Below are 13,226 nucleotides of genomic sequence, written 5' to 3'. Positions count from 1 at the left end.
TCAGTTCACCCCCAATGATTGTTTTTGATTGACCATTTCAAGGCAATTGCTTGAATCATTGCATTGGAAATACGTTTCCCCTGATTCCTCATCAACAAGTTCATCCAAAAACACATCATTGGAACCGCAGAGAATGCAAGCATGATTTGTAAAGGACTCGATTTCAAATTCATAATCATCAAATGCCAAAGATGATACATTTGTATAAGGAGGTACTGCATATACCTTTTTCTCCCTACCAGCACCGAACAAAATGAGCGCTTCATTATCGTCCAGCTTGGCATTATCGAATCTTGGTATTGGACTTGGTGCCATGACATACCTGTCGTGAACCATCACCGGATGGTCTGCATCCGTCGCCATTATTCCGTACTTCATAATTTGTTCAAATAACATAAGCCATGCACCGCTATACTCTCTCTCAGCATGAAGCTTTTTCGTTTCATGTTCGCTCGGCTCAAAATTCCTTAAAGGTTCCGGTAATGGAACTTGAAGAATTAAAATCTGGTCTCGTTGTAACGGCACTTCCGGTACCCTGTGTCTTGACTGGATTAAAGAGGCATCGGCTGTGCTATCCGTTGTCCTTACCCCAGTGGTGTCAGATACGAGTTTTTTTATATTAACGGCATTAACGGATTCATCCGAGCCTTGGTCGATCACCTTAAGGACGTCATCCTTTCCGATCAATGACAATGTCAACTGCAGGCCGCCTGTGCCCCAACCACGCCCAATCGGCATTTCCCTGGAAGCGAATGGGACTTGATAACCGGGAATGGCAATCGCCTTCAGTGTTGCCCTTCTAATTTCCCGTTTCGACCCTTCATCAAAGAATGCAAAATTATAGGTTTTATTCATGCAATCCAACCTCCTGCCCTGTGGTCTTATCTTTTGACTTCCGAATGCTATCAAGCTTGGATTGGAACGTAACATAATGAGGCATCTTCAAATGGGAGATGAAACCCGTTGATTCCACTGAATCTATATGATAAAGAACGAATTCCTCGTTGTGACTTGGAAACTCCTTGTTGGGTTTTTCCAGGCAATTATCCAAGATGCCCATTGCGATTGCTTTTGTTTCATTTTGTCCCATGCACATGCCATAGCCAACTTCAAACTCTATTTCCTTTTTGCCTTGTTCCTTCTCTACCGTAAGCGGAATGAGCATCTCTACCTCCGTCGCTGTGAAGTCCCCAATATAATAGCTATCTTCCTCTTGCCCTTCTTCCAGCAGCGGGTGATCGAGATGGACGGGCAGCTGACCTACACGTAGCTCTCCTACTGTCGGGTGCAGTGCACCATAACCACGAATGACTGCATAAGCAAGTGATGTCACTGCACCGGTTTGGCCTCTTGTTAAAATTTGCAGGCGTTCACTCCGCATTGAAGGAAACTCCAGACTTTTCCTTGTAACATCCCCAGGCTGCAAATCATTGTTTTCACAGCTTGCATATAAGCCTTCACTTCTTAAGTAGTCCAAAACTTTAGGTAAATGGTTTAAATCATCCAAATGGTTCTGATATTCCGTTGAACGATTTTCTTCTTGAAAAGCCCGTAACCAATCTTGAATGCTTATATCCGATTCATTTCCCAGCTCCGAATCTAGTAACCGATGTGTATAATCGGTCGTAGCACCTAAAATCTGTCCGCCAGGTACATCCTTAAAACTTGCTGAAATCCGCCGTTCCACTTTCATATTTTCAGAACTGATCACTCGTGAAACATGTTTTCGCGGCAAAGTGGACCGATAGGCTCTCAAGAGGAAAACTGCTTCTTCCGGATTGCCTTCAGCCTGTTTAATGGCAAGTGCAGCCAGTGATTGATCATACAAACTGCTTTCTGACATAACCTGATCAATTAACCCTCTCATCCCAGCTTCGATCTTATGCAGCTCTATAGCCGTCCCATTTTTGACCCGTTCATACTTTAAGCGTTTGATGGATTCCTCAATCGCCTTTGCTCCGCCCTTTACTGCAACATATCCCATTTAATCTCACCCCCATTCCCCTTGATTTGAGTCGTTCTCGGTAAAGCTATTAAACGATCTTCTTGATCCACAAAATACATATCGATTCCTAAAGGGAATTCTATGTTTTTTTCGTTCCTTACACCCAGCCAGGCGGAGACATTCGGGAGGCTTATAAATGATTCCTCTTGAATTCCTGGTCCAGAAAGGATCATTGAGTCCCCTTTCGTTACATCCGGTACTTCTAGAATGATCATCGCCGATTCATGCGGGTTAAACAGATTTCCTACCTTTGCTTTATTCAAAGCTTCCTTCATTTGCTCGTCGGAGGCATCATGTAAAATAAAGATAAAATCCGCTTCCGGCAAATCGACAGGCTTTGAATAAGTAAGCTGATTAATCATTCTTGACACCGCCGCCTCCTCCTTTGAAATGACCTTAAAAGTCACTTCATGGTCGAGTACCGTGCGTGCAAGCAGGATAGTAGAAGATAAGCATTCCATTCGAACATCCAACGTCTTGGCTTCCCTCTCCAAAACCACTAAAGTTCCAGGTCTTGAAGTCGCCGTTACAAGCTTTCTATAAACAGTTTGTATATCATGTACTACATCCAAATTCATTGCTTTCCCCCCTTATTGAACATCCATTGTTTCAAAGTTTACCTTGGTTCTTAAGATTGATCGATTCAGCTCTTGAAGATTTTTCTGTATATTCTTCTTCTCATTTTCTAAAACGTGTGACCATAATCTCGTTTCGCCAAGATCAGCCTGATAAGCAGCATCAATGATGGCTAAACTACGTGCCAGCTCTTCCCGATGTCCCTTAACGATACCAATCCCGATTGAATCCTGGATTTGGACCGTGCATTCAGTCACCAGCATTTCCCCTAGATAAAACAAGCTCTTTTTTGCCGTTTCCCTTGTCTTTAGCAACACAAGGACACTCTCTGGCTTTTGAAAGACGGTAACTTTATATTTCATTGCTATTTCCTTGGCAAATTCCTTCGCAATGTCCTCAGAGCCTTGAATCAAAATCTCGGTTCTTTCCCTTCTTCTCATTCCATCGGCCTCCAAATGTTTTAGTTTCCCGCTACATCTTCAATGTATCTTGTTGCCAAGTGAACGTCCGTTAAGAAAGAGTAAATCTTTGTATGAAATTTGTTAAAGCCGGTCCTACACTATTCAAATTTCGTTTCTATTACTCATTAATTCGAGCTTTACTCGTGAGTTTCGTACTTTTACTCGTGAATTCGGAGCATTTACGAGTGAGTTTCGTACTTTTACTCGTGAATTCAGAGCATTTACTCGTGAATTCGAGCGATATCTGGAATGGAAGTTTTTATATAACATATGTGAAACAATCGCTTCGATAGATTATGACCGTGTGCTCAAGGACTTGATTGCTCCGCTTATCCCTGCATAACGATTCCACTTGCAAAAGTGGAATTAAACTTGAACACTGCAAAATATCCCGTTCGAAAAGAGTAGGAAAAATCACGTTCAGCGTGCTGCTGCTGGATCCGAATTCTACATAACCTCGCTGCCTATAATATTGAAACATAGAGGTAATATCAGGACCGTCATTATCTATTTCAGGAAATGTTGATTTTGCTACAAAAGATGTATGAAGAGCAATCGGGAAAACATCCATTAACCTAAGCCTGCCAATTTTAAAGACCTTGTCATCGCTTTCCACCTCGAGGCTTTGAAAAATCTTTTGATCATAAGAAATTTCTTCGCAAAAAATAGTACTCGTTTGAAAGGAAAACTGGAATTCTTTCATTTTCTCGGTGAAACTAACATCTCCGGACAGAATTAACGGAATTTGCTTCTTGCTTTCCTGGACATAACTTCCCTTACCTTGCTTTGAATAGATAAAGCCTAAATCTTGAAGCTGCTCATATGCCTTCCTGACTACCATTCTTGGAACATTAAATTGATCAGCGAGTATATGCTCTGAAGGTAGCTTTTTATCCAATTGAAAGGTCCCGCTCTTAATTTCGGATATTAAATGATCCACTAAAAAGTTTTTTTCCGCCAACAGAAATCCCCCTTTAAATATTAGATCTACCCAATACCTATTTTTCCCTGTTAATGTCAGTGTAATGAGAAAATATGAAGCTACCATGAGTTTCTTGTAAAAAAAAAGTCCTGGTCAATCACCAGAACGAAAGGGAATACTTATTTTATGGATCTTTTCAATACAACATCCTTCATCGCTTAGTCTTTCAAATTGCTCATCCAGCATATGAACAGGCCGCTTTCACAGCAAAATCCCTAGTTTCATAGATCGATATTTTTCAATACCACATCATTAATGGCCATGCTTTTTTTCCTTAATTTCAAAGCATCCACACATTCCTTTCCAGGGCTCATACTGCCAAGCCGAATCGGCTTCTCCCCATAATCCCCATGAAAATCTGAACCTCCTGTCTTAATGAGATTATATTGATCTGCATATGAAATCGCTCTTTCCTCTTCTGCATGACCATGATGCGGATGAAGAACTTCAATCCCTTCAAGCCCTGCTTCTACAAGATCAGGAATAATTTCGAAGCTCCCGTATTGTCCAGGATGAGCAAGGACCGGAACGCCTCCGGCAGCACGAATCGCCTTCACAGCCAGAATGGCATCCACATACTCCATAGGAATAAAGGCAATGCCCCGCTCTTCTCCATTTTGGCCGCGACTGAAGATCTTCTTATACAAATCTCCATAGATAGAATCCGTATACCCCGATTCCCGCAGCGCCAGCATAATATGCTGTTTATAAACACCGGTTCCTCCCCTGAATTTAGAAACCTGATCCCAAGTTATTCGATATCCCGCATGAATCAGCCGTTCCACCATTTTTTCGGAAGCTGCATTCCTCTTATGAATCAGTGGATTACATAGCTCCTCAAGCGCCTTATGACCAGGCTCAACAAAATAGCCCAAAATATGTACACGCCTGCCTCTGGCAAAGTCATAACCAGAAACTTCTATACCAGGGATGATTTCAATCCCTATTTCCTTTCCCCTTTTCACCATCTCTTGCAATCTCATCGTTGTATCATGATTCGTAATCGCTAAATGGCCGATTCTCTCCCTTTTTGCAACCTCCAATAGTTCTTCAAAAGAACTGGAACCATCTGAAATGTTCGTATGACAATGTAATTCAACCTTCATGCCAATCCCCCCATTCTTATTCGTTACCCATTATCATTTTAACTTAGTGCCATTTCGGTCCCGTTAAGATGATGTAAAAAAACGTAAAGGTGTAAAAGTCTTACAGATTGGTGAAAATACTTAAGTATTTCAGGCTTTAGATAAATAAAAACGTTCGAGTTGATTTCAGAAATACAGTGAGGGTTTTTGAAAACGGATATCAGCCAAAGTGTAACCTAACCTTATCCCAGGTGGATGAGACCAGCCTGCAGTTTTTTCTTTTAAAAAACATTCCAGTTGATTTCAGAAATCCGCTCCCTTTCCGCCGACTGTCTGCCAAGCCTCCTGCCGCAAGCAGCTAGCAGGGTCTCGTTTAGCCAGTTATTCGGCAGGAGTTTCGCAAATTTCTTTAATCCAATAAGGATTACAGTAAAAAATCATGAAGGATAACCTAGTCTTGTTTTAAAATCATGCTTCGGGATAAGACCAATCCGAACCCACTTTTATCGACAGATTTTTAAAACAAAGTTGATTGGAACGGCTGTACGAGATTCCTGCTGGGAAAGTGCATCCAGCCCGCGGAAAGCGAGTGCCTGGAGAGGAAATCATGTTCGTTCGTCTTTTCAGCTTCCTGCCTGTTACGGATTTTCCACCTGGCTGAAATAAAATCAAAATATAACCATTAAAATTTTTGACTTACTGTCAAAAATGATGTACATTACCTATTAGGCGAACAATTTTTATATATAAAGACAAAAATATTCGTATATAGAGGTGTATAACATGGAAAACGTGTTTGATTATGAAGATATTCAATTAATTCCTGCAAAATGTGTTGTAAATAGCCGTTCTGAGTGTGATACATCCGTTACTTTGGGTAAACATACATTCAAGTTACCTGTAGTACCTGCCAATATGCAAACGATCATTGATGAAAAGATTGCCATTTACTTGGCTGAAAACGGTTACTTTTATGTAATGCATCGTTTTGAGCCAGAAAAGCGACTGACTTTCATTAAAGACATGCATACAAGAGAATTGATCGCTTCCATCAGTGTCGGCGTTAAAGAAGAAGAATACGGATTCATCGAACAATTATCGGAAGACAACATTGTGCCTGAATACATTACGATAGATATTGCACACGGCCATTCCAATGCCGTGATAAAGATGATACAGCATATTAAAAAACATTTACCTGAAAGTTTTGTCATTGCAGGAAATGTGGGAACTCCTGAAGCGGTACGGGAATTGGAACATGCCGGTGCCGATGCTACAAAGGTGGGCATCGGGCCAGGGAAAGTATGCATCACTAAAATCAAGACTGGATTTGGAACGGGCGGCTGGCAACTAGCTGCACTTCGCTGGTGTGCAAAAGCGGCAAGCAAGCCAATCATAGCAGACGGCGGCATTCGCACGAACGGTGATATTGCTAAATCAGTTAGATTTGGGGCTTCGATGGTCATGATCGGTTCACTATTTGCCGGACATGAGGAATCTCCAGGTCAAACGATCGAGAAAGATGGAAAGGCCTTTAAAGAATACTTTGGTTCAGCTTCTGAATTCCAAAAAGGTGAAAAGAAAAACGTTGAAGGCAAAAAGATGTTTGTCGAGCACAAAGGATCTTTGGAAGATACGTTGAAGGAAATGGAACAAGATCTTCAGTCTTCCATTTCATATGCCGGTGGAACCAAGTTGGAAGCCATCCGTAATGTGGATTATGTAGTCGTTAAGAATTCGATCTTTAACGGTGACAAAGTTTATTAAGAAGTAACATAAAAAAGAACGGCCTAATCAATGGATTAGCCCGTTCTTTTTTATTATACCTTTTTAACAAATTGGGATTTTAATTTCATTGCACCAAAACCATCAATCTTGCAATCAATATCATGATCACCATCAACTAGACGGATGCTTTTGACTTTAGTGCCCATTTTTAAGACGGATGAGCTCCCTTTCACTTTAAGATCCTTGATTACCGTAACGGTATCACCATCGTTCAAGGCATTTCCATTAGCATCTTTGATCGTCTTCTTTTGATCACCATTTTCCGTTTCCGCTTCCACCGTCCACTCATGGGCGCATTCTGGGCAAACAAAAAGACTTCCGTCTTCGTATGTATATTCTGAATCACATGCAGGGCAATTTGGAAAATCAGACATAAATTCACTTCCTCCATTCGTTATTGTCAATTCTAATATAATAATGGTTTACATACAACCGGTAACGATGGACAGGCGATAACAGCTCCTGTTCCTCCCTCCTCTAGAACCTTTAAAGATTTTACTATATACTTTTAAGAAAAAGCTGGAAAGTGCGGTGAACCCATTGTTTAAACTACTATTGATAGAAGATGATACGACGTTATTCAATGAAATTAAAGATAGATTGGCGCAATGGTCTTATGATATTTATGGAATCGGCGATTTTAGTAAAGTGGTTCAGGAATTCACGGAGATAAAACCTGATTTGGTCATCATTGATATACAGTTACCGAAGTTTGATGGGTTTCATTGGTGCAGGATGATCCGGGCCCATTCCAATGTTCCCATCATCTTTTTATCTTCGCGTGATCATCCTACCGACATGGTGATGTCCATGCAGCTTGGAGCTGATGATTTTATCCAGAAGCCTTTTCATTTCGATGTACTCATCGCAAAGATACAGGCCACCCTTCGCCGTGTCTATAATTACAATACCGAAAAGATCGAATTGAAAACCTGGTGCGGCGCAACTGTGGATTACGAGAAGAACACGGTATCGGCCGAGACTGGTACAATTGAATTGACGAAAAATGAAATTTTCATCTTGAAAAAGCTCATTGAACAGAAAAACAAGATCGTAAGCCGCGAAGAATTGATCAACAGCTTATGGGATGACAAACGTTTCATAAGCGATAACACCCTTACAGTGAATGTGAACCGTTTACGAAAAAGGTTGGATGAACTGGGTTTAGGGCATTTTATCGAAACGAAGGTCGGACAGGGCTATATCGCCATAGAAGAGGCAAATGCATGATCAGAAAATATTTCGTGGAAAGGTTCAGCTGGATCGCATTCTACATCCTGCTTCATCTATTCATCATCTTTGTCGCTTATCTTGATTCGGCCATTCCGTTAAAGCCCATACTGTATATTGTTTTTTTATCATTACTCATATTCAGTATGTTTTTGATTTTCCGCTATAAAAAAGAAACGTATTTCTATAAAAGTTTAGAAGCGCGGGAAGACAACCTGGATATTACGAATATAGCCGAACCGGAAAGCCCTTTCGAAAAAATCATAGAAAACAGCATCATTAACCAAACCGAATTATTGAAGCAATCCGCATCAATTGGCCGAATGACTTTAGAACAGGAGAAGGATGAATTATTATCTTGGATTCATGAAGTCAAGACGCCATTGACGGCAATGCATTTAATGATTGACCGCTTGGATGATGAATTGCTGAAATCCCATTTGACGTATGAGTGGCTGCGCATTCACCTACTTCTTGATCAGCAGCTCCATCAAAGGCGCATGCCTTTCATCGAAAATGATTTGTATATAGAGAAAACCGATTTGGAAACAATAATCTTTGATGAGATTAAAACGCTGCAATCATGGTGCATTCAAAAAGGGATCGGCTTCGACATACAATTGGATGTAACCGAAGTGCTTACTGATGCCAAATGGCTGGCCTTCATCATGAGGCAGCTCTTGACCAACTCCATTAAATACAGTGAAAACTCAGATATCACGATATATAGCCATGAACAAGCTGAACAAACGGTTCTTGAAGTGAAGGATTCTGGACGGGGCATCGACCCAAAGGATTTATCCCGCATATTTGATAAAGGCTTTACTTCCACGACAAATCATCGGGACAATGCGGCAACTGGCATGGGTTTATATTTAACCAAGAATGCAGCCGAGTCCCTATTCATCTCCATTGACGTGAAATCAGAGCTTGGAACCGGAACGACCGTTACCTTGACCTTCCCAAAAAGAAATGATTTCGTGAATATCACAAGCATGTGACAAAAGTGTCACATGCTTTTATTCTTTGTTCGTCCAAACGAAGGAAAAGAAATACATGGCCTTTTATAATGAGGATATAGAAAAAAAGGAGTGTATCGAAATGAATATATTAGAAGCGAAAAAAATCCATAAAAGCTATGGTAATAAATTCAATAAACAAGAAGTATTAAAGGGTCTCGATATAAGCATACAAGAAGGTGAATTCGTAAGTATCATGGGTGCATCCGGTTCAGGAAAAACGACTTTGCTTAATGTCCTTTCCTCGATCGATAAAATCAGCAACGGCACCATTACGATTGATGGAAAAGAGATTTCGGGGATGAAGGAAAAGAAGTTGGCCGAATTTCGGAAGAACCATCTGGGCTTCATCTTCCAGGAATATAACCTATTGGACACACTGACTGTCAAAGAAAATATCCTTCTGCCCTTATCCATTACCAAAACGCCCAATAATGAAGCGGCACAAAGGTTTGATAACGTGGCGAAAGAACTGGGCATATATGAAGTGAAGGATAAATACCCAAATGAAATTTCCGGTGGCCAAAAACAGCGTACGTCTGCAGCACGGGCTTTCATCCATGACCCAAGCATCATTTTTGCGGATGAACCGACTGGGGCGCTTGACTCCAAATCAGCTTCCGATTTACTGAACAAACTGAGCGAAATGAATCAAAAGCGCAAGGCGACCATCATCATGGTAACCCATGACCCCGTGGCGGCCAGTTATTGCAGCCGAGTCATTTTCATTAAAGATGGACAAATCTATACCCAATTGAATAAAGGTGAAGAATCCAGACAAACCTTCTTCAAGGACATCATGAAAACGCAAGGTGTATTGGGAGGGGTTCAAAATGAGCATTAATCAACTCATCTTTCGAAATCTGAAAAAGAATCTGAAGAACTATTATCTGTATGTGTTTGCCCTGATTTTCAGCGCTTCCCTTTATTTTGCCTTTGTCACCTTGCAATATGACCCATCGATGGATAAAGCGGAGGGCACGGTGAAAGGAGCTGCCTCCATCAAGGCTGCATCGATCCTGCTTGTTGCGATTGTTTCCATATTCCTTTTATATGCCAATAGCATTTTCATAAAAAGACGCAGTAAAGAAATTGGCTTATTCCAATTGATAGGCATGACCAAGAACAGGATATTCCGGATCCTGAGTATGGAAAACCTGATCCTGTATTTCTGTTCCGTATTCCTGGGAATCTTTGTAGGATTTGCCGCTTCAAAATTGATCATCATGATCCTATTTAAAATAATGGGTGTCGAGGCAATCGCGACTCTTACATTTTCTTTTCAGCCGCTTGTGCAAACCATTCTCGTTTTTAGCGCCATCTATCTTTTCATCATGTTGATGAATTATGCCTTCATTAAAAGGCAAACCATTCTATCATTATTTAGAGTGACTTCAATGACGGAAGGAAAAGTGAAAAAGGTTTCGCTGTTCGAAATGATCATCGGTTTATTCGGGATCATCCTGATCATCGCCGGATATGTCGTTTCATCCAAATTATTCGATGGAGCTTTTTCAGATATGACCGAGCTTTTTATGGCCATGGTCTTCATCCTGGCAACCGTCATCATCGGGACCTACCTATTCTATAAAGGATCCGTAAGCTTCATCTTTAATATCGTCCGTAAAAAGAAAAATGGCTATTTGAATATCAATGAAGTATTGTCCCTTTCATCCATCATGTTCCGGATGAAATCGAATGCTATATTATTGACGATCATCACGACCGTTTCCGCTTTGGCGATCGGGTTATTATCATTAAGCTATATCTCCTACTACTCTGCGGAGAAGAGTGCACAAAGCAGTATCCCCACCGATTTTTCGATGACGGATAAGGGAGATGCGGATGCATTCAAAGAAGCTTTATCCGACAGTAAAATCGATTATGACGAAAAGGTGATCGATGTCATTCAAGTGGATGTCAATGTAAAGGAAATAATGGAGACCAGCCTGGATGAAGTGAACTTCGATCCGGACATCATGACCGTTGCCGTCATCAGTGATGAATTCGTTAAAGGAATCAACCTCGCTGAAGATGAGACCCTTTTCAGCGGATACAGTAATATGATGGAAAAGGTCATATCCTTGAAGGATTCTGGAAACATTGAGCTGAAAAGCAAGCATGAAGTGATTCCGCAAACATATATGGGATTGAATGATGATACCTTCGTGTCCCATTACTTCACCAACGGCGGAATGCCCGTTGCCATTGTAGACCAAACGATATTCGACCGTTTGAAAAAGGATATCGACCCGAAAATCCAAAAAGTTTCATCTGTAAATATCGGCATTGATGTGAAGGATGAAGCTGAACTTGAAAAAGCGAATGATCTATTCAATAAAATGAGTTTCAAAGAAAAACAGGTGAATGATTCCCAATTTGAAATGTTCAACACTCAGAAGAAGAATATGGGTCTTATCATGTTCATCGTCGGATTCCTGGGGTTAACCTTCCTCATCACATCCGGTTGTATCCTCTATTTCAAACAAATGGATGAAAGTGAAGGGGAAAAATCCAATTATACCATCTTAAGAAAACTGGGATTCACACGTGGTGATTTACTAAGAGGAATCCAAGCAAAACAAGTTTTCAATTTCGGCATTCCTTTAATCGTCGGGCTGCTTCACAGTTATTTCGCAGTCCAATCAGGATGGTTCTTTTTCGGGACCGAAGTTTGGGCACCGATGATCATCGTCATGGCATTATACACGGCATTGTATTCGATCTTCGGAATCCTATCCGTATTTCATTACAAGAAGGTCATCAAAGAATCTCTATAAGATGCTAAAAACTCCAGGGCCCATAGGCCCTGGAGCTTTCAAACTGTAGAAAAATCCGAAGAAGTTCCGGCTGTTTTCGGAAATCCGCTCCTTTTCCGCCGACTGTCTGCCTGCTTTCAGAAATCCGCTCCCTTTAAAGTACCCCAGCCGGTTTCATCATTTCCTTGATCAATTCCCTGTTGCGCTTTTTAAAGATTTCATTATGGGAAGAGACCATTCCCACTCCGTTAGCGTCAGGCTGGATATATTGCTTTGCTTTGTTTACGGCATTTGCGGCATCTTGAAAAGTACCTGCTATCAGGTTCAATTTACCTTCATGCTTTAAGATATCACCGGCAGCGTATATTCCATCCATCGAGGATTCACTTGAAGAAGTTCCTTCAATATAATAATTGTCGGCTATGGCAATATCCACTTTACTATTTCGAAGCAGCGATGTATCACGCTCATAACCATGATTGATGATCACTTCATCGATCGGCAAGTAAGAAACCTCTCCCGTTTCATGATTCGTCAGTTCAACATGTTCAATTGATTCATGATCAGCGCAGGCGATCAGTTTTGTTATCGTCGTATTCAAGAAACAAACAGCTGAGCTTTCCATCAATTGCCTTGCTTGTGATTCATGGCCTGCTAAACTATCTTTCCTGTATGTCAGATACACCTTTTTGGCGATGGGCTCCAATTCATTTGCCCAGTCAATTGCAGAATTCCCGCCGCCCGAAATGATCACCGTCTTATCCTTGAATCGATTGAAAGACTTAACAGTATAGTTTAAATTGGAGACTTCAAACCTTTCTGCCCCGTCTATTTCCAACTTTTGCGGATTCAGGATTCCGCCGCCAACCGCGACAATGATCGTTTTGGAAAAGTGAATTTGACCAGAAGCCGTATGTAAAACGAAGAGCCCTTCTTCATTACGTGTGATTGATTCCACTTTTTCATTCAAGACGACTGTTGGATTGAAGGTTAAACCTTGCTCCACTAGCTGCTCAATTAATTTTTCCCCAGTAGTGGGTGTCAGCCCTCCTACATCCCAAATCATTTTCTCCGGATAGACATGAATTTTCCCGCCTAGCCGAGGCTGGTATTCAATCAGTTTAACTTTCATTTCTCTAAGTCCGCTATAAAAAGTGGAGTAAAGGCCTGCTGGCCCTCCCCCAATAACCGTTACATCAAATAAATCTTGCTGTTCCATAACGTCCACTCCCCGGCAATCAAATGTGATTGATTATCATTCTCATTTAATCGTACACTCTTCTCTCACTTTTTACAATAAGCAGTCGAGTTAAATTTCAAA

At 41.1% G+C, this 13,226-nt stretch carries 14 protein-coding genes; 6 read left to right on the top strand and 8 right to left on the bottom strand.

Annotated elements, in window-relative coordinates; translation table 11 throughout:
• Genes Q8G36_RS15435 through phnG form a run of 4 tightly spaced genes read right to left on the bottom strand, consistent with a single transcriptional unit; the run spans position 1 to position 3,021 of the window.
• A complete protein-coding gene (locus tag Q8G36_RS15435; protein ID WP_305162077.1) occupies positions 1 to 855 on the bottom strand; it encodes an alpha-D-ribose 1-methylphosphonate 5-phosphate C-P-lyase PhnJ in 855 nt (284 codons plus the stop codon).
• Positions 848 to 1,984: a carbon-phosphorus lyase complex subunit PhnI gene (locus tag Q8G36_RS15430; protein ID WP_305162076.1), complete on the bottom strand. Its 1,137-nt coding sequence runs from the start codon at positions 1,982 to 1,984 to the stop codon at positions 848 to 850. Before Q8G36_RS15430 ends, Q8G36_RS15435 begins: the two co-directional genes overlap by 8 nt.
• Positions 1,966 to 2,583: a phosphonate C-P lyase system protein PhnH gene (gene phnH / locus Q8G36_RS15425; RefSeq protein WP_305162075.1), complete on the bottom strand. Its 618-nt coding sequence runs from the start codon at positions 2,581 to 2,583 to the stop codon at positions 1,966 to 1,968. The genes Q8G36_RS15430 and phnH overlap by 19 nt, the downstream gene beginning before the upstream one ends.
• Before the next feature lie 12 nt (positions 2,584 to 2,595).
• A complete protein-coding gene (gene phnG / locus Q8G36_RS15420; protein ID WP_305162074.1) occupies positions 2,596 to 3,021 on the bottom strand; it encodes a phosphonate C-P lyase system protein PhnG in 426 nt (141 codons plus the stop codon).
• A 92-nt stretch (positions 3,022 to 3,113) separates the two neighbouring features.
• Here phnG and Q8G36_RS15415 point away from each other — a divergent pair, with 92 nt between their 5' ends.
• The gene (locus Q8G36_RS15415; RefSeq protein ID WP_305162073.1) at positions 3,114 to 3,335 is read left to right on the top strand and encodes a hypothetical protein; all 222 of its coding nucleotides are present in this window, start codon (positions 3,114 to 3,116) and stop codon (positions 3,333 to 3,335) included.
• Here Q8G36_RS15415 and Q8G36_RS15410 read toward each other — a convergent pair.
• Positions 3,302 to 4,003, bottom strand: a complete 702-nt coding sequence (locus tag Q8G36_RS15410; protein ID WP_305162072.1) for a GntR family transcriptional regulator — start codon at positions 4,001 to 4,003, stop codon at positions 3,302 to 3,304. The two genes, Q8G36_RS15415 and Q8G36_RS15410, sit on opposite strands and share 34 nt — an antisense overlap.
• 242 nt (positions 4,004 to 4,245) lie before the next feature.
• Complete coding sequence (locus Q8G36_RS15405; RefSeq protein ID WP_305162071.1) at positions 4,246 to 5,130, bottom strand: PHP domain-containing protein; 885 nt, start codon at positions 5,128 to 5,130, stop codon at positions 4,246 to 4,248.
• Between the two features lie 762 nt (positions 5,131 to 5,892).
• On the opposite strand from Q8G36_RS15405, the gene guaC reads away from it, so the two are divergent.
• Positions 5,893 to 6,876, top strand: a complete 984-nt coding sequence (gene guaC, locus Q8G36_RS15400; protein WP_305162070.1) for a GMP reductase — start codon at positions 5,893 to 5,895, stop codon at positions 6,874 to 6,876.
• A gap of 53 nt (positions 6,877 to 6,929) precedes the next feature.
• Here the strand turns inward: guaC and Q8G36_RS15395 are convergent, their stop codons facing one another.
• Complete coding sequence (locus Q8G36_RS15395; protein WP_144477162.1) at positions 6,930 to 7,271, bottom strand: zinc ribbon domain-containing protein YjdM; 342 nt, start codon at positions 7,269 to 7,271, stop codon at positions 6,930 to 6,932.
• A 166-nt stretch (positions 7,272 to 7,437) separates the two neighbouring features.
• Between Q8G36_RS15395 and Q8G36_RS15390 the strand changes: the two genes are divergently transcribed.
• The 4 genes from Q8G36_RS15390 (at position 7,438) to Q8G36_RS15375 (ending at position 11,926) form a co-directional block, all read left to right on the top strand.
• A complete protein-coding gene (locus Q8G36_RS15390) occupies positions 7,438 to 8,127 on the top strand; it encodes a response regulator transcription factor (RefSeq protein WP_305162100.1) in 690 nt (229 codons plus the stop codon).
• A complete protein-coding gene (locus tag Q8G36_RS15385; protein ID WP_305162069.1) occupies positions 8,124 to 9,128 on the top strand; it encodes a sensor histidine kinase in 1,005 nt (334 codons plus the stop codon). Before Q8G36_RS15390 ends, Q8G36_RS15385 begins: the two co-directional genes overlap by 4 nt.
• 100 nt (positions 9,129 to 9,228) lie before the next feature.
• On the top strand, positions 9,229 to 9,990 hold the full coding sequence (locus tag Q8G36_RS15380; protein WP_305162068.1) for an ABC transporter ATP-binding protein: 762 nt from the start codon (positions 9,229 to 9,231) through the stop codon (positions 9,988 to 9,990).
• A complete protein-coding gene (locus tag Q8G36_RS15375; RefSeq protein ID WP_305162067.1) occupies positions 9,980 to 11,926 on the top strand; it encodes an ABC transporter permease in 1,947 nt (648 codons plus the stop codon). The genes Q8G36_RS15380 and Q8G36_RS15375 overlap by 11 nt, the downstream gene beginning before the upstream one ends.
• Before the next feature lie 133 nt (positions 11,927 to 12,059).
• Here the strand turns inward: Q8G36_RS15375 and Q8G36_RS15370 are convergent, their stop codons facing one another.
• Positions 12,060 to 13,124 carry an NAD(P)/FAD-dependent oxidoreductase gene (locus tag Q8G36_RS15370; RefSeq protein ID WP_305162066.1) on the bottom strand — a complete coding sequence of 355 codons (1,065 nt, stop codon included), beginning with the start codon at positions 13,122 to 13,124 and terminating at the stop codon, positions 12,060 to 12,062.
• Positions 13,125 to 13,226 lie beyond the last annotated feature (102 nt).

The sequence above is a fragment of the Peribacillus frigoritolerans genome, assembly GCF_030676415.1.
GTDB lineage: Bacteria > Bacillota > Bacilli > Bacillales > DSM-1321 > Peribacillus > Peribacillus frigoritolerans_A.
Note: the sequence above shows the minus strand (reverse complement) of the source record. Positions and strands in the feature narration are given on the sequence as shown.